This window comes from Inquilinus limosus, assembly GCF_002195995.1.
GTDB classification, from domain to species: domain Bacteria; phylum Pseudomonadota; class Alphaproteobacteria; order DSM-16000; family Inquilinaceae; genus Inquilinus; species Inquilinus limosus_C.
The window spans coordinates 29,485-46,044 of the sequence record NZ_NHON01000007.1 but is presented as its reverse complement, the minus strand read 5'-3'; the positions used below and the strand labels follow the sequence as shown (position 1 = coordinate 46,044).

Sequence of the window (16,560 nt, the reverse complement as noted above, 5' to 3'; positions counted from 1 at the left end):
CCATGGCAGAGGCTGCGCGCGCGATCGGCATCGATGTCGGCACCTCCGGCGTCCGCGCGGTGGCGGTGGACGCCGCCGGCCGTCCTGTCGGTCGCGGCGCCATGGCCACCGACAGCCCGGGCCTGGACCCGCGCGACCCGGAGATGTGGTGGCTGGCCACCGTGGCGGCGCTGCGCCGGCTGGCGGCGGAGGCCGAGCTGTCCCGGGTCGGCGCCGTCGCGGTCGACGGCACCTCCGGCACCGTGCTGGTGACCGATGCCGCAGGGCGGCCGGTCGGGACCGCGCTGATGTACAACGACCCCTGCCCCGACGACGCGGTGGTGGCGCGGATCGATGCCGTGGCTCCGCCCGGCAGCGCCGCCCGTGGCCGCAGCTCCGCCCTCGCCCGCGCCCTGGTGCTGCTGCGCCGGCCTGGAGCGGTCAGGGTGCTGCACCAGGCCGACTGGATCGCCGGCTGCCTGTCCGGCCGCTTCGACGTCACCGACGAGAACAACGCGCTGAAGACCGGCTACGACCCGGTGGCGCGCCGCTGGCCGGACTGGATTTCCGCCCTTGGCATCGATCCCGCCGCCCTGCCGCGGGCAGTGGCGCCGGGCACACCGACAGGCCCCGTGGATGCGGCCACCGTCGCCCTCGGCCTCCCTGCCGGCGCGCTGGTGGTGGCCGGCACGACCGATGGCTGCGCCTCCTTCCTCGCCACCGGGGCGGATACGGTGGGCGACGCGGTCACGGCGCTCGGATCGACCCTGGTGATCAAGCTGCTGTCCGACCGGCCGGTCGATTCCCCGCGGCACGGCGTCTACAGCCACCGCATGGGCGACCGCTGGCTGGTCGGCGGCGCCTCCAACAGCGGCGGGGCGGTGATCGCCCAGCTGTTCGGCCGCGACCGGCTGCCGGACCTGACCGCAGCGCTGCGGCCGGACCGGCCGACCGGCCTGTCCTACTACCCCCTGCCCCGCCCGGGCGAGCGCTTCCCGGTCTCCGACCCCGACCTGGCGCCGGTGCTGGAGCCGCGGCCGGACGACGACGCGCTTTTCTTCCAGGGCGTGCTGGAAGGCATCGCCGGGATCGAAGGCCGCGCCTATCGCCTGCTGGCGGAGCTCGGCGCACCGGCCGCGACCTCGCTGCGCAGCGTCGGCGGCGGCGCCGGCAACGCCGGCTGGACCGAGATCCGCCGCCGGCAGCTGGGCGTGCCCTTCCTGCCGGCCTTGTCGGAGGACGCGGCAGAGGGTACAGCCCGGCTGGCCCTGGCGGGACTTGGAGCGTCTTGATGCCGATGATCGAGCAGGCGAATGGCATCGGCGAGATCGTCGACCGCTTCGGCACCTGGTTCGTCGACCAGTACGGCGTGCTGCATGACGGCCGCCACCCCTATCCCGGCGCGATCGAGGCGCTGCGCCGGCTGAAGGATGCCGGCCGGCACATCGTGCTGCTGTCCAATTCCGGCCGCTCCGCCGCCTACAACGCCCGGCGGATGGAGGCGCTGGGCTTCGCCCGCGACAGCTACGACCATTTCGTCACCTCCGGCGATGTCGCCCTGGCCCTGCTGCAGAGCGGCACGCTGCCGGTGTCGCCCGGCAGCGGCGCCCGCTGCCTGGTCATTTCCAGCGGCGAGGATCGCGGCTTCGCCGAGACGCTGGGCTTCGCCGAGGCCGAGACCGGGGATGCCGCCGATCTGGTGGTGATCGCCGGCAGCCGCGGCCACCTGATCCCGCTGGACAGCTATCGCGACCTGCTGGCCCCGGCGGCGGCGCGCGGCGTGCCGGCGCTGTGCACCAATCCCGACAAGATCATGCTGACCCCGCTGGGCCCCGCCTTCGGCGCCGGCCGCATCGCCGAGATGTACGAGGCGTTGGGCGGCAGCGTCACCTGGGTCGGCAAGCCGCATCCGCTGATGTACCGCCATGCCGCCGCCACCGCCGGGGTCGAGCGGCCGGAGCAGGTGCTGTGCGTCGGCGACAGCGTCGAGCATGACGTCGCCGGCGCCCGCGGCTTCGGCGCCGCCGCCGCGCTGGTGCGCACCGGCATCCATGCCGGCATGGCCGAGGACGAGATGGCGCGGGAATTCGCGACCGTCGGCTGCGCCCCGGACATCCTGCTGCCATCGTTCCGCTGGTAGTCTCGCCGCCCCGCCAGAGCCGACGGAACAATTTGGGGCTTGTTTCGTTTCTGGAACGACCTTATTCCGGGGCAGGACAATTTTCTCAGCCACCATGTCGGACGAACGCACCCTCGGCGACCTGATCGGCCGGACCTACGATGCTGCCGTCGGGGATGAGGACTGGACCACGCTGGTCGAGACGATGGCCCGCGCCGTCGGCGGCACCTCCGCCGTGATGCGCTGGCTTGCCCGGCCGGCGGAGACGGCGGTCACGGTCAACCTGGACCCCGCCGCGCACCAGGCCTATGACGCCTACTACCACACCGTCGACCCGGTCTGGCCGAAGCTGTTCGAGCTGCCGCCGGGAACGGCCGTCGACGACTGCGCCCTGGTGCCGGAACCGGCCCTGGGACGGACCGAGATCTACAACGACCTGTACCGCCAGAACCATCTCTGGTTCTGCCTGTCCTGGTACACGGTGGATGCCGCAGGGCAGCCGGTCTGCCTGGCGATCTACCGGCCCCGCCAGCAGCCGCTCTACACCGGCGAGGAGTTGCGGCTGCTGCAGGCCGTGACCCCGCATCTCGACCGGGCGGTGCAGATCGAAGGCCGGCTCGCGGCCGCGACGGAGCGGCGCAAGGCCGCCCAGCTGCCGCAGGCCGGGCCCGATCTCAGCGGGCGCGAGCGCGATTGCCTGGCCTGCATCGCCCGAGGCGCGTCGAGCAAGAGCATCGCCCGCCAGCTGGCGCTGTCGGCCCACACGGTCAACGAATACATCGCCTCGGCGATGCGCAAGCTGCGGGCGTCCAGCCGCACCGAGGCCGTGGCCACCGCCATCGCCCTGGGCCTGCTGACCCTCTGACCATCCCGGCGATGCCGGCCCGGACATCCTGCTGCCATCTTTTCGAGGATATTCTCGCCCTCTCCATTCCACAGGCCCGCCCGCCGTGCTGGACGATCGCACTGTCACCGATCTGATCTGCCGGACCTACGATGCCGCCATCGGCAACGAGGATTGGACATCGCTGATCGATCGGCTGATGCAGGCCATCGGCGGCAAGGCCGCCCTGCTGCGCTGGCGCGGCCGGCCGACCATGCCGGCGATCACGATCAACATGGATCTGGCGGCCCAGCACGTCTACGACGCCCATTATTCCAGGCTCGATCCGCTCTGGCCCTTGATCCGTCGCCTGCCTCCGGGATCCGCCGTCGAGGACTGCGCGCTGATGCCGGCGCAGGTGCTGGAACAGACCGAGTTCTACCGGGGCTTCATGGTTCCGAACGGGCTGGGAGCCGGCCTGTCCTGGTATGGGCTGGATCCGGCCGGTCAGCCCGTCGCCCTGTATATCGCGTCCCCGTCGCGCCAGGCCTCCGGCACGGGTGAGGCGTTGCGCCTGCTGAGCGTTCTGGCCCCGCATCTCAGCCGGGCCGTCACGATCGAAGGCCGCCTGGCCGCCTCCTCGCGGACACCCTCCTCAGGTTCCACCGGGCGACAGCCTGGCCTGAGCCCGCGGGAGCGCGACTGCCTGGCGCGCGTTGCCCGGGGGGCGTCGAGCAAAGGCATCGCCCGCCAGCTGGCCCTGTCCGTCGACACGGTGAACGAATATATCGGCGCGGCGATGCGCAAGCTGCAGGCCTCGAGCCGCACCGAGGCCGTCGCCACCGCTCTGTTTCTCGGCCTGCTGAACCTCTGACCGCCGGCGCCGCATCCATGGGGTGACATCCGCCGCCGGACGTCGCACCCTGCCCCCTCCGCACGAAGCACGACCCGCCGCCGCGGCGGGAGGAGACGGACCATGGATCTGGGACTGACCGGCCGCAAGGCCCTGGTGTGCGCCGCCAGCAAGGGCCTCGGCAAGGGCTGCGCCCTGGCGCTGGCGCGCGAGGGCGTCGATCTCGTCATCACCGCCCGCGGCGCCGAGGCGCTGGAGGCGACGGCCGACGAGATCCGCCGCATCACCGGCGCCAGGGTCACGACCGTCGCCGGCGACATCGCCACCGAGGCCGGCCGCGAGGCCGCGCTGGCCGTCTGCCCGGAGCCGGACATCCTGGTGAACAATGCCGGCGGCCCGCCGCCCGGCGATTTCCGCGACTGGGACCGCGACGCCTGGATCAAGGCGATCGACGCCAACATGCTGACCCCGATCTTCCTGACCAGGGCGGTGGTCGACGGCATGGCGGCGCGCGGCTTCGGCCGCATCGTCAACATCACCTCCAGCTCGGTGAAGGCGCCGATCGCGGAGCTGGGCCTGTCGAACGGCGCCCGGTCCGGCCTGACCGGCTTCATCGCCGGCATCGCCCGGCAGATGGCCGGCAAGGGCGTCACCATCAACGGCCTGCTGCCCGGCGCCTTCGACACCGACCGGCTGCGCGGCGGCATCAACGCGGCCGCCCAGCGCTCGGGCCAGGACGCCGAGGCCGTCGCCGACCGGCGCCGCGCCGCGATCCCGGCCGGCCGCTTCGGCCAGCCCGACGAGTTCGGCGCCGCCTGCGCCTTCCTGTGCAGCGTCCATGCCGGCTACATCACCGGCCAGAACCTCCTGATCGACGGCGGCGCCTTCCCCGGCACGTACTGACCGCCGGAGATGCTGTGGCGGGCGGAGGCCCGGGCCGGCGGCCCCGCCCTCCTATCAGTTTTAGGGGATTGAGGGGCGGCGGCCGATGGCGGGATAATGCCCGTTCCCTTCCGCCCGCACGCAGGCCCGGCATGGACCGTCACTGGGTTGTGCCCGACCAAGCCACCATCACCGGCGTGATCGGCCAGATCTACGATTCGGCGCTCGGCGACGACGACTGGTCGGTGGTGGTCGAACGGCTGACACGGCTGCTCGGCGGCCACACCGGCACGCTGCACCGGTCACCGTCGCCGCTGAAGCAGGATGTCGCCATCCGTCATAACGCCGATCCGGCCTGCGTCGCGCTGTACAACGCTTACTATCACCGCCTGGTGCCGGCGACGCCGAGGATGCTGTCGCTGCGGCGGCCGACCGGCCTCCTTTCCGGCCGGGAGATCCCCGATGCGGAGTTCACCCGGACCGAATACTACAACGACTATCTTCGGCCGCAGGGTCTGCATGGCTGGATGGCCTGGGCCGATGGCGGCGAGCGGGGCCCCAGCGCCCATCTGACGCTCTGGCGACCGCGGAACCGCGAACGCTGGGACGCGCCGGAGCTGGCCGTGCTGCAGCATGTCGGCCCGCATCTCAGTCGTGGGCTGGAGATCGAGCGGCGGCTCGGCGCCGTCCGCGCGGCGGGGCCGGTCGACAAGGCCCTGAGTCCCCGCCAGCTCGACTGCCTGGCCTGCGCCGCGCGAGGCCAGGGCAGCAAGGAGACCGCCCACCGCCTCGGCCTGTCGGTCAACACGGTCAACATGTACATCGCCGCCGCCAAGCGCAGACTCGGCGCGGCCAACCGCAGCGAGGCCGTGGCCATAGCCTTCCGTCTCGGACTGCTGCCCGTCTGAAACGACGCTCAGACTCCGATGCCGGCGAGGTCGTGCCGCAGGATCGGCCGGGCGGGGATGCGGCGGGCCACTTCGCGGAAACCGAGCCGGGCGAAGGTCGAGGCGTAGCCGCTGCCGGAGGCGCTGGGCGACACCGCGGCGTCGAAGGGATAGGCCTCCAGCGCCGGCGCGCCGGCCCGCTTCGCGGCCCGCAGCGCCGCCTCGATCAGCGCCGTGCTGACGCCGCGGCGGCGCCAGCCCTTGCGGATGTAGAAGCAGGACAGCGACCAGACCGGCACGTCGTCGACGGCTTTGAGGCGCCAGTTGCGGTCCAGCTCCGGCACCGCCGCGCGCGGGGTCAGCTGGCACCAGCCGACCGCGAGATCGCCGAAGAAGGCCAGCAGCCCGGGCGGCGGCCCCTGCTCCACCACCGCCCGGAAATCGGCCTTGTTCTCGCGGCGCGGCCGGCGGCGATAGGCGGCGCCGATGCGGCCATGCATGCACCAGCAGCCATTGACCGCACCGGCCGGCCCGAACAGGTCCTCCAGCGCCGGCCACAGCCCCGGCGTCAGCGGATGGATGGCGAAGCCCATGCCGGCTCTCCCCGAGCGATTGCTCCCCCGATCAACACGCGGGCGGCCGGCGTGGCTCCTTAGCCCGTTCCGAATCCGCCCGGGATGGTGCAGTCTCCCGGCCATGAGCGAGACACCCCGCATCCTCTATGGCCGCGAGCAGGACCTGGATGTCGCCGAGTTCCGGCGCGTGCTGGTCGAATCCGGGCTCGGCCGCATCCGCCCGGTGGATGACGAGCCGCGGCTGCAGGCGATGATCGACGGCGCCAACCTGATCGTCACCGCCCGGCTGGACCGGCCCGGCCGGCCGCTGGTCGGGTTCGGCCGCGCCGTCACCGATTCGGTCTGGTGCTGCTACCTGTCCGACCTCGCCGTTTCGGCCTCGGCCCAGGGCCTCGGCGTCGGCAAGGGCTTGCTGGACGAGGCTCGCCGGCAGCTCGGGCCCGGCGTCAGCCTCTACCTGATCTCGGTGCCCGAGGCGGTCGGCTTCTATGAGCGGGCCGGGATGAAGCGCCTACCCGACGCTTTTTCCTACAAACGCGAACGCTGATCCTCGTAGACAAGGACATCCCGGCATGACCGATCTTCCCGTCCGCCCGTTCCAAGGCCGCGACGGCGTTCCGCTGGCCTATCGCGAGCTCGGCGAGGGCCGGCCGCTGGTGCTGATCCACGGCTTCTTCTCGACCGCCACCGTGAACTGGCTGCGCTACGGCCACGCCGCGGCAATCGCGGCGCGAGGCTACCGCGTGATCATGCCGGACCTGCGCGGCCACGGCGACAGCGGCAAGCCGCACGACCCGGCCGCCTATCCGCGTGACATCCTGGCCGATGACGGGCTGGCGCTGGTCGAGCAGCTGGGCCTGGCCGACTACGACCTCGGCGGCTATTCGCTGGGCGGGCGGACGGTGGTGCGGATGCTGGCGCGCGGCGCCGCGCCCGGCCGGGCCATCGTCGCCGGCATGGGCCTGGACGGCATCGTCAGCGCCGGTGGCCGCAACGCCTATTTCCGCCACGTCCTGACCAATCTCGGCGGCTTCCAGCGCGGCACGGCCGAATGGATGGCCGAGGCCTTCCTGAAGACCGTCGGCGGCGACCCGGAGGCGCTGCTGCAGGTGCTGGGCACCTCGGTCGACACGCCGCGCGCGGCGCTGGCGGCGATCGCGGTGCCGACCCTGGTGGTGGCCGGCGCCGAGGATGACGACAACGGCTCGGCCGCGGACCTTGCCGCCGCCCTGCCGCAGGGCCGCCACGCCACCATCCCCGGCAACCATATGGGCGCGGTGGCGAAGCCGGAGCTGGGCGCCGCCATCGCGGAGTTCCTGGGGGACGCACCGCGGGGCTGACGCCCCGCCGTCACTCCCGCGCCTGGGATGCCCGCCACATCAGCCGGTCGGTCATCCGGTCGCTGAGCAGACGGACGAGCAGCAGCAGTATCCGGGCGCCGCCGCCGACCGGATAGCGGGTCCGCGGCCGCCGGGCCGCCGCCGCCCGGCCGATGGCGTCCGCCACGACCTCGGGCGGGGACGGGAAGCTCGACGCCACGGCCCGTTCGTACATCCTGGCGTGGCGCCGGGCATAGGGGCCGTAGGCGGTGCCGCCGGAAACCCGCAGCAGGCTCTCGAAGGCGATGCCGCCCCATTCGGTGCGGATCGCGCCCGGCTCGATCACCACCACGTCGATGCCGAAAGGCGTCAGCTCCATCCGCAGGCAGTCGCTCAGCCCCTCCAGCGCGTATTTGGTGGCGTGGTACCAGCTGCCGAAAGGCTCGCCGGACCTGCCGCCGATCGAGCTGACATTGATGATCCGGCCAGTCTTGTGCTCCCGCATCATCGGCAGCGCCAGCTGGCACAGCCGGGCGGCGCCGAACAGGTTGACCTCGAACTGACGGCGCGCCTCGTCCAGCGGCACATCCTCCAGCGCGCCATAGCTGCCGTAGCCGGCGTTGTTGACCAGCAGGTCCAGCCGCCCGGCCTCGCCGCGGATCCGCCCCACCGCCGCGACGATCGAGGCATCGTCGGTGAGGTCGAGCGCGACCAGCCGCGCCCCGGCCACCGCCAGCATCGCCATCCGGTCGGTCCGCCGCGCCGCGGCATAGACGGTGTAGCCGTCGCCGATCAGCCGGCGCACCGTCGCCTCGCCGATGCCCGCCGACGCCCCGGTCACCAATGCGATCTTGTCCAACTCTCAAGCTCCACAAGGATGAGAGCTGATCCTATAAGTCTGGAGTGCGGTCCAGGGTCAAGGGCCGGAATGCCGGAGCCGAACCATGCTGATCTCGGATTTCGCGCGGGCGACGGGGCTGCCCGTGGACACCGTGCGCTTCTATGTCCGCCGCGGGCTGCTGGCGCCCGGAACCAACGGCAAGGGCGGTCGCAACCCGTACCAGGTCTTCACCGCGGAGCATGTGCGCGAGGCCCGGCTGATCCGCATGGCGCAGTCGCTGGGCATGTCGCTGAAGGAGATCGCCGCGATCGGCGAGGAGCATCGCCGCGGCGGCATCACCCGCGAGCGCAGCATCGAGATCATGTCGGAGCAGCTGGCCCGGCTGGAGCGCAAGGCGGCGGAGCTGGAGGCGATGGCCGGCTATCTCCGCGCCAAGCTGGCCTGGATGAGGGCTGGCGAACAGGGGCCGGAGCCGGAGTTCATCGATCCTTCGGACGGCGAATTCCGTGCCTGCGGCTGAAGGGGATGCGGCCCCGCCCGAAGACGGGGTCGCCGAGGATCACAGCACGAAATCCGACGCGGTGAGCGGATGGTCGGAAGCGACGTTGATGGCGAAGTCCGGCGCCTTGTCGCCATTGGTGTCGACATAGACCACCTGGAGCGCGCCGGCCGTCACCACCCGGATTTCCGCCCCGGCCCCGGTGAAGCCGCCGGTGCCGAAAGTGAAGGCAGTGTCGCCGTTCTCAGCATTGCCGTCCGCATCGATCGCCGACAGGTCGATCTTGTCGCCGGTCGAGAAGTCCGTGATCGTGTCCTTGCCCGAGGAGGCCACGGTGCTGTCGGTGAGGGCCGCATAGACGAAGGTGTCGTTGCCGGCGCCGCCCTTCAACAGATCGGCCCCGCCGCCGCCGGTGAGCACGTCGTCGCCCGCCTGGCCCCACAGCGTGTTGGCGTTGTCGTCGCCGGTCAGGTGGTCGTTGAAGCCCGACCCCAGCAGCTGCTCGATGCCGCTGAGCGTGTCGCCCTGGGCATCGCCGCCCGTGCCAGCGCCGGTGACCAGGCTGACCGTCACCCCGGCGGATGAGCTGGCATAGCTGGCCGTGTCGATGCCGGCCCCGCCCGTCAGCGTATCGGCCCCGGCGCCGCCTTCGAGGGTGTCGTTGCCGTCGCCGCCATCGAGGGTGTCGTTGCCGGTTCCGCCATAAAGGCTGTCGTTGCCGGCCTCGCCAAAGACCTGGTCGTTGCCGGTGCCGGCGTCCACGGAATCGTCGTTGTTGCCGCCATGGATCGTATCGGTGCCGTCGCCGCCGACGAGCCGATCGTTGCCGTCGCCGCCGCTGAGATTGTCGTCGCCGCCCTCGCCCGAGAGCGAGTCGTCCCCACCATTGCCGACGAGCGTGTCGTTGCCCAGCTCGCCGCCGAAGATGTTGCGGCCGTTGTCGCCGGTCAGCTGGTCGTCATGGCTGGAGCCGTACAGGTTCTCGATGCTGATCAGCGTGTCGCCCTGGGCGAAGCCGCCGGAGGCAGTGCCGGCCAGCAGGTTGATGACGACGCCCTGCTCCGACCCCTGGTAGTTGGCGAAGTCCGAACCGGCGCCGCCGTTCAGCGTGTCGCCGCCGTCGCCGCCCCGGAGCGTGTCGTCGCCCGCCCCGCCGTTCAGCACATTGGCGTTGCCGTTGCCGTAGAGATGGTCGGCGAAGGCCGAGCCGTTGACGTTCTCGATGTCCTGCAGCGTGTCGCCCTGGGCGTCGCCGCCGGTGCCCGAGCCGGTGAAGAGGTCGACCGTCACCCCGGCCGCCGAGGCCGCATAATCCGCCGTATCGGTGCCGGCGCCGCCGAGGAGCTGGTCGGCCCCCGCGCCCCCGGTGAGCACGTCGTTGCCGAAGCCGCCGAGGAGGATGTCGTCGCCCGCCAGCCCGTCGATGGTGTCGTTGCCGTCGGAGCCGATCATCCGGTCGGCCCCGGCCCCGGCCACCAGCGAGACCCGGAAGATGTCGAAGCCGGTGCCGTTGCCCTCGGCCCCCACCCCGGTGTTGGTCGCCTGCGACTGGAAGGTGACGTAGTGGCCGTCGGCCGAGATCCACGGCGTGTTGGACAGGTCGTTCAGCTGCGACCCGTCGAAGGCGACGGACAGGCGCGTCACGTTGCCCGTCACCATGTCCTTCAGGAAGATGTCGCGCAGCCCGTTGGTGTCGCCCTGCACCAGGTTGCTGGCATTGCTGAGGAAGACGACGTAGCGGCCGTCGGCGGAGATCACGGCTTGGGTCGACAGGTCGTTCGACTGGCTGCCGTCGGTGGCGGTGGAGACGCGGGTGGTGGTGTTGGTCTGCAGGTCGCGGAGGAAGATGTCGGTGGTGGCATTGGTGTCGCCGGCCACCAGGTTGGTCGCATCGCTCTGGAACACGACATAGCGGCCATTGCCGGAGATGGTGGCGCCCGACGACTGGCCATCCCCCGAGCCGCCGGTGGTGGAGACCGACACCAGCGTGGTGGTGCCGGCGCCGATGTCGCGGACGAAGACGTCGGTGGCCGCGCCGTTGCTGTCGTTGGCCGTCAGGTTGCTGGCGGTGCTGACGAAGGAGGCGCGGTTGCCGTCGTCGGACAGGCGGACCACCAGGGAGTTGCCGTTCGCCTGCGACTCGTCATCCGCCACGGAGATGCGGGTGACGACGCCGGTCGACAGGTTCTTGACGAAGGCGTCGATGAAGCCATTGCTGTCGCCGCCGACCAAGTTGGTCGCGGTGCTCTGGAAGCCGATGAAGGCGCCGTTGCCGGTGATGTCGATGTTCTGGCTGGCGCCGTTGGCCTGACTACCATCCGATGCGGTGGAGACCCGCGTGGTGACGCCGGTCGAGGTGTCCCTCATGAAGACATCGAGGACGGCGTTGGTGTCACCGCCGACCAGGTTGGTCGCGATGCTGGTGAAGACCACATAGCGGCCGTCATCGGTGATCAGCGGCAGGCTGGAGACGTTGTTGCCCTGCGTCCCGCCGGTCGCGGTCGAGACCAGCGTCGTGGTGCCGGTCACGGTGTCGTAGCGGAACACGTCGAAGAAACCGTTGACATCGCCCCCGACCAGGTTGGTCGCGGTGCTCTGATACACGACATAGCGGCCATCGGCCGACATCGTGGCATTGGTGGCGATGTTGTTGGCGCTGGTGCCGCCGCTGTCGACCGAGATCCGGGTGAGCGAGCTGGAGTTGACGGTCATGACGAAAAGCCTCCCTTTTGTATGCGCAGGCGACGGCAGCCGCAGCACCGTCGGGAAAATCAGAAGGAAAACAAAACCGTACGAATAGCAGTTGTACGAGCGATGAATGCAGGTTCACACGCCGGCGTTCTACACGGCCGGCCCGGCGGCGGCAATCGTCCAGGACTTGCGTCAAATTCAGCATAACAGGCGATGCGGCCGCACGACTGGACCGGGATCGTCGGCTCGCGGCGGAAAGAGGCGCGGACAGGCCCTTGGCGCTATCGCACCAGGATGGCGCGGAAGTCGTTGACGTTGGTCAGGGTCGGGCCGGTCACCACCAGCCGGTCGAGCGCCGCGAAATAGCTGTAGGCATCGTTGTTCGCCAGGAACTCGGCCGCGGCCAGCCCGCGTTCCTTGCCGAGCGCCAGCGTCCCGGCATCGGTCCAGGCACCGGCATTGTCCTCCGACCCGTCGATGCCGTCGGTGTCGCAGGCGATGGCGGCAATGCCGGGCCGGCCCTGCAGCTGCAGCGTCAGCGCCAGCAGGAACTCGACATTGCGGCCGCCCCGGCCCTGCCCCTTCACCGTCACCGTGGTCTCGCCACCGGACAGCAACACGCAGGGCTTGGCCGCCGGCTGGCCGTGGCGCAGCGCCTGCTCGGCGATGCCGGCCAGGACTCGGCCGACCTCGCGCGCCTCGCCCTCCAGCGCGTCGCCCAGGATCAGCGGGGTCAGGCCCAGCTCGCGCGCCTTCGCCGCCGCCGCCTCCAGCGCCATCTGCGGCGTCGCCAGCATGTGCAGATCCGCCGCCGGCAGCGCGGCCGGGGCGGCATTGGCGCGGATCGCCCGCTGCACGGTCTCCGAGACCGGGATCCCGTAGCGGCGCAGGATCGCCAGCGCCGTCTCCGGGTCCGCCCCGCCGGCGACGGTGGGGCCGGAGCCGATCACGCCCGGCTCGTCGCCCGGCACGTCGGAAATCAGGTAGGTGACGACGCGCGCTGGCGCCGCGGCGGCGGCCAGGCGCCCGCCCTTGATCGCGGACATCGCCTTGCGCACCGCGTTCATCTCCTGGATCGGCGCGCCGGAGCGCAGCAGCGCCTTGTTCACGGCCTGCTTGTCCTCCAGGGTCAGCCCTTCCGCCGGCAGCGACAGCAGGGCCGAGGCGCCGCCCGAGACCAGGCATACCACCAGGTCGTCCGGCCCTGCGGCGCGGGCGAGGTCGAGGATGCGGCCGGCGGCGGCCCGGCCGGCGGCGTCCGGCACCGGATGCGCGGCCTCGACCACCTCGATCCGGTCGGTCGGCGTGCCGTGGCCGTAGCGGGTGACGACCAGCCCCTCGCAGGGATGCGGCCACAGCGTCTCGAACGCCCGGGCCATCCGCGCCGCGCCCTTGCCGGCGCCGAGCACGATGGTGCGGCCTCTCGGCGGCTCGGGCAGCAGGTGCTGCATCCGCGTCTCCGGATAGGCGGCGCTGAGCGCGGCCTGGAACAGGACTTCGAGGACGGCGCGATCGGACCCGGACATGACGTCTTCTCTGGATGCGGCGGCAGGCGGCCCATCGAAGGCGAGGTCCGGCCGCGGTTCAAGCGGGAATCGCAGCCGGACGCCCCCGGACGCTTCCACCCCGCGAAAAAGACACCTCAGAGCCCGATGCGCTCCGCCTCGAAGGGCAGCGTCACCACCGGGCCGCCGGCGATGCGCAGGTCGAGCCCGGCGGGGCCGCGGCCGATCGCCTCGACCCGGTCCCAGCCCGGCTCGGCCGGGATGGCGCCGAAGGCATAGGCGATCTCGACCCGCCCCGCCGGCTGCAGCGCGATCGCGGTCGGATAGCCCTCTTCGGTCAGCGGGTTCGGCGCCATCGAGGCGCGGTGGCCGAGATGCAGGTACATGCAGCCTTCCTCGATCCCCAGCACATGGCGGTGCCGGCTGGAGAAGGGCGGGTAGTCGCGGCCGCCATTGCTCATCCATAGCATGGTGAAGGGCAGCCGGCGCGGGTCCTTCAGCCCGAAGAACAGGAAGCCCTCGCGCGCCGCCAGCGCCGCCGACCAGCCGAGCGTCGAACCCGGCGCCTCGGCCAGCAGCACGATGTCCTCATGGCTGTCGGCGAAGGGGTAGCGCGAAGCGTCGACCGTGCGGCCGTCGGCCAGGCGCACGGCCTCGAGCCCGGCGATGCGCTGCGGATAGGCCAGCACCGATCGCCCGCGCGAAGGGTCGGGCTCGACCGGGGTCGGCGGGGTGATGCCGAAGGCCTTGGGCGAGAAGCTGAGCGTGGCGCCGCCCGGCGCCCGGATCATGGCGTGATGCGCCATCGGCAGCGTCCCGGCGCCGCCCTCGAAGACATGGCGCTGATAGACGATCGGCTGGCCCTGGCGCAGCGTCACCGCCTTGCGCACGGTGGCGCCGAACACCTTCTCCTGCAGCGTGAAGCGGGCGGTGACGCCGCCGGTCTCCCGGTCGATGCCGTCGACCTCCCAATGGCCGTTGCCGGTCCAGCCATGGCCAGGCGCGCCGTCCAGGTCGCTGTCGGCGAAGGGGGCACAGAAGAAATCGCCGGCCAGGTTGCGCAGCCCGAGCGGGATGTCGTCCGGCAGCGTCTCGCCGCTGTCGATCCAGGGCGCCCGGTGCGTCGGCCGGATCTCCCGCCCGTTCCAGCGCACCACCACATCGTGCAGGTGCCCGCCCTCCGGGTTGAACACGATCTGGACCGCATCGACACCGAACTCGATCATCGCCCTCTCCCGGAAGCCCCACGCCTCGTAGCATCGATGCCGCAGCTTCACGAGCGTGTAAACGTCAACATCATCGGCCGATTGCAGCGGCCGGCGATTCCGGCGAGACTCTGGGCACGCCATGGCCGATCGCACGAAGCCTTCCCCTGTGAACGTTTTCCCGGCGCGCCGGCCGACGATCCGCGACGTCGCGGCGCGGGCTTCGGTGTCGATCGGCACCGTCTCGCGCGTCGCCGGCGGCAGCGCCCGGGTGGCGGAGGCGACGCGGGCCCGCGTGCTGGCGGCGATGGCCGAGACCGGCTACCAGCCCAACGCCGCGGCCCGGACCATGCGCACCAGCCGCACCCGGACCATCGGCTTCCTGATCCCGGACATGGCCAACCCGGTGTTCTCGCGCGTCGCCATCGGGGCCGAGCCGGTGCTGTCCGCCGCCGGCTACATGCTGTTCGCCGTCTCCTCCAACCGCTCGCCGGCCAGGGAGCTGGCCTTCCTGGAGGCGGCGCAGCAGCGCCAGATGGACGGGCTGATCGTCACCCTGGCGGACGAGACGCACGGCCCCGTGGTCGAGCGGCTGGGCCGGATCGGCGTGCCGCTGGTGATCCTGGACCGCGACGTGCCGGTGGCGGCCGACGTGGTCTACAGCGACCATGCGCGGCCGATCGAGACCCTGGTGAAGCAGATGGTGGCGCAGGGCCACCGGCGGATCGCGCTGATCACGGCGTCGGAGAAGATCCGCCCCGGCCGCGCCCGCGCCGAGGCCTTCCGCAAGGCGCTGGCCGAGGCCGGGCTGGCTGCGGAGGAGCGGCTGATCCGCTCCCGCGCCCAGACGGCGGAGTACGGCGCGGCCGAGGCACATGACCTGCTGACCGGGCCGAAGCCGCCGACCGCACTGATCGCCGGCGGCAACGAGATCTTCCAGGGCGCCCTGCGCGCGATCCGGCTGCTGGGCCTGTCGGTGCCGCGGGACCTGTCGCTGGCCGGGGCCGACGACCGGGTGCTGGCGGAGCTGGTCGACCCGCCGATCACGGTGATCGACCGCGACATGGCCGAGGTCGGCGCCACCGCCGCCCGCATGCTGCTTGAGCGGCTGGACGGCCTCGACGCCCCGCCGCGCCGGGTGTTGCTGGGCAGCAGCGTGGTGCTGCACGGCTCGATCGGCCGGCCGAAGGGGAAGCGGTAGGCCAACACCCACCCCTGGTTGTCATTGCCGGGCTTGACCCGGCAATCCAGGGGCCACCGAGAGCGGCTCTTGAAAGCCCCTGGATCCTCGGGTCAAGCCCGAGGATGACATTAAAAGAGGCGCGGCGACGCCCTGGAACGCCGCCGCCGCAGGGCCTCTCAGAAATTGAACTCCCCGATGTTGCTCTTGTCGAAGGTGGTCGGCTGCGACTGGGTCAGGATCTGGGCGTTGTCGCCGATCTTGATCGTGCCCAGCTTCGGCACCTCGAAGCTGCTCCCCGGCTTCAGGTCGATCTTGCCGCCCATCACCCCGACCGCGAGATGCGAGGCCAGCCAGCCCTCATTGTACGGGCTCCACAGCTGGAAGGCGGTGACCGTGCCGTTCTCGATGAAGCGGCGCATCTGGTTCGGGGTGCCGAGGCCGGTGACCTTGACCTTGTCGGCCTTGCCCGCCGTCTCCACCACCTGGGCCGCGGCGGCGACGCCGACCGTGGTCGGCGAGATGATGCCGGCCAGGTTCGGATAGTTGGCCAGCAGCGCCTCGGTCTCGGTCGTGCTCTTCTGCGGATCGTCATCGCCATAGGCGGTGGTGACCAGCTTCATGTCCTTGTACTTGGCGTTGGTCTCCAGCGCCTTCTTCATGTCGGCGATCCAGACATTCTGGTCCGGCGCGTCGGTGGTGGCGGACAGGATCGCGACCTCGCCCTTGTAGCCGATCATCGACCCCATCAGCTCGACCTGGGCGCCGCCGGTCTGCGAGAAGTCGACCGGCAGGATGGCGGCGTCGCGATGCGCCTCGTTGCCCGGCACGTCGGAGTTCACCACCAGGATCTTCACGCCGCGCGACCGGGCGCGGTCGAAGATCTGGTTCAGCGCGTCCGGGCTGTTCGGCGAGATGGCGATGACGTTGACGCCGCGCTGGATCTGGGCGGTGACAAAGGGGATCTGCGAGGTGGCGTCCGGCGTCGCCGGGGCCACCGTGGTGAACTCGCAGCCCAGCTCCTTGCAGCCATCCTCGAAGCCCTTGATGATGCTGTCGAAATAGGGGTTTCCGGTGTTCTTCGGAATGTACACGATCTTGACCGGGTCGGCCGCGAGCGCCGGGCCGGCGAGCAGGCCGGCGGCGACCGCCAGGGCGGTGAGAAGCTTGGTCCGGGGCATGATTTCCTCCTCCTTGTTTGA

16 protein-coding genes are annotated in these 16,560 nt (G+C 71.3%); 10 read left to right on the top strand and 6 right to left on the bottom strand.

The features are described 5' to 3' along the window. The first annotated feature begins 2 nt into the window (after positions 1-2). The 6 genes from BWR60_RS05630 (at position 3) to BWR60_RS05605 (ending at position 5,564) form a co-directional block, all read left to right on the top strand. Positions 3-1,271 carry an FGGY-family carbohydrate kinase gene (locus BWR60_RS05630; protein ID WP_088150030.1) on the top strand — a complete coding sequence of 423 codons (1,269 nt, stop codon included), beginning with the start codon at positions 3-5 and terminating at the stop codon, positions 1,269-1,271. Continuing rightward, on the top strand, positions 1,271-2,119 hold the full coding sequence (locus tag BWR60_RS05625) for a TIGR01459 family HAD-type hydrolase (protein WP_088150029.1): 849 nt from the start codon (positions 1,271-1,273) through the stop codon (positions 2,117-2,119). Before BWR60_RS05630 ends, BWR60_RS05625 begins: the two co-directional genes overlap by 1 nt. Positions 2,120-2,213: 94 nt before the next feature. After that, a complete protein-coding gene (locus BWR60_RS05620; RefSeq protein ID WP_179221644.1) occupies positions 2,214-2,963 on the top strand; it encodes a response regulator transcription factor in 750 nt (249 codons plus the stop codon). Between the two features lie 85 nt (positions 2,964-3,048). Beyond that, on the top strand, positions 3,049-3,795 hold the full coding sequence (locus BWR60_RS05615; protein ID WP_088150027.1) for a helix-turn-helix domain-containing protein: 747 nt from the start codon (positions 3,049-3,051) through the stop codon (positions 3,793-3,795). 102 nt (positions 3,796-3,897) lie between these two features. Next, positions 3,898-4,677 (top strand): SDR family oxidoreductase, encoded by a 780-nt coding sequence (locus BWR60_RS05610; RefSeq protein ID WP_088150026.1) that lies wholly within the window; start codon positions 3,898-3,900, stop codon positions 4,675-4,677. Positions 4,678-4,808: 131 nt separating this feature from the next. Further along, positions 4,809-5,564, top strand: coding sequence for a helix-turn-helix transcriptional regulator (locus tag BWR60_RS05605; RefSeq protein WP_088150025.1), 756 nt, complete (start codon positions 4,809-4,811; stop codon positions 5,562-5,564). A gap of 8 nt (positions 5,565-5,572) precedes the next feature. Here the strand turns inward: BWR60_RS05605 and BWR60_RS05600 are convergent, their stop codons facing one another. Further along, positions 5,573-6,136 (bottom strand): GNAT family N-acetyltransferase, encoded by a 564-nt coding sequence (locus BWR60_RS05600; protein ID WP_218823357.1) that lies wholly within the window; start codon positions 6,134-6,136, stop codon positions 5,573-5,575. Positions 6,137-6,239: 103 nt separating this feature from the next. Between BWR60_RS05600 and BWR60_RS05595 the strand changes: the two genes are divergently transcribed. Both BWR60_RS05595 and BWR60_RS05590 read left to right on the top strand, forming a co-directional pair. Next, the gene (locus BWR60_RS05595) at positions 6,240-6,665 is read left to right on the top strand and encodes a GNAT family N-acetyltransferase (RefSeq protein WP_088150024.1); all 426 of its coding nucleotides are present in this window, start codon (positions 6,240-6,242) and stop codon (positions 6,663-6,665) included. A gap of 25 nt (positions 6,666-6,690) precedes the next feature. Further along, positions 6,691-7,458, top strand: coding sequence for an alpha/beta fold hydrolase (locus BWR60_RS05590; protein ID WP_088150023.1), 768 nt, complete (start codon positions 6,691-6,693; stop codon positions 7,456-7,458). 10 nt (positions 7,459-7,468) lie between these two features. Here the strand turns inward: BWR60_RS05590 and BWR60_RS05585 are convergent, their stop codons facing one another. Continuing rightward, positions 7,469-8,296 (bottom strand): oxidoreductase, encoded by an 828-nt coding sequence (locus tag BWR60_RS05585; RefSeq protein WP_088150022.1) that lies wholly within the window; start codon positions 8,294-8,296, stop codon positions 7,469-7,471. An 85-nt stretch (positions 8,297-8,381) separates the two neighbouring features. On the opposite strand from BWR60_RS05585, the gene BWR60_RS05580 reads away from it, so the two are divergent. After that, entirely contained in the window at positions 8,382-8,798 is a 417-nt protein-coding gene (locus tag BWR60_RS05580) for a MerR family transcriptional regulator (protein WP_088150021.1), read from the top strand. Between the two features lie 39 nt (positions 8,799-8,837). Here the strand turns inward: BWR60_RS05580 and BWR60_RS05575 are convergent, their stop codons facing one another. From BWR60_RS05575 to BWR60_RS05565, 3 genes are all read right to left on the bottom strand, one after another. Then, positions 8,838-11,489: a calcium-binding protein gene (locus BWR60_RS05575; protein WP_088150020.1), complete on the bottom strand. Its 2,652-nt coding sequence runs from the start codon at positions 11,487-11,489 to the stop codon at positions 8,838-8,840. Positions 11,490-11,749: 260 nt separating this feature from the next. Continuing rightward, on the bottom strand, positions 11,750-12,994 hold the full coding sequence (locus BWR60_RS05570) for a glycerate kinase type-2 family protein (protein ID WP_088150019.1): 1,245 nt from the start codon (positions 12,992-12,994) through the stop codon (positions 11,750-11,752). A 116-nt stretch (positions 12,995-13,110) separates the two neighbouring features. After that, a complete protein-coding gene (locus BWR60_RS05565) occupies positions 13,111-14,199 on the bottom strand; it encodes a hypothetical protein (protein WP_088150018.1) in 1,089 nt (362 codons plus the stop codon). A gap of 148 nt (positions 14,200-14,347) precedes the next feature. On the opposite strand from BWR60_RS05565, the gene BWR60_RS05560 reads away from it, so the two are divergent. Continuing rightward, the gene (locus tag BWR60_RS05560; protein WP_179221643.1) at positions 14,348-15,379 is read left to right on the top strand and encodes a LacI family DNA-binding transcriptional regulator; all 1,032 of its coding nucleotides are present in this window, start codon (positions 14,348-14,350) and stop codon (positions 15,377-15,379) included. A 158-nt stretch (positions 15,380-15,537) separates the two neighbouring features. Here BWR60_RS05560 and BWR60_RS05555 read toward each other — a convergent pair whose 3' ends face one another. Further along, on the bottom strand, positions 15,538-16,539 hold the full coding sequence (locus BWR60_RS05555) for a substrate-binding domain-containing protein (RefSeq protein ID WP_088150016.1): 1,002 nt from the start codon (positions 16,537-16,539) through the stop codon (positions 15,538-15,540). Positions 16,540-16,560 lie beyond the last annotated feature (21 nt).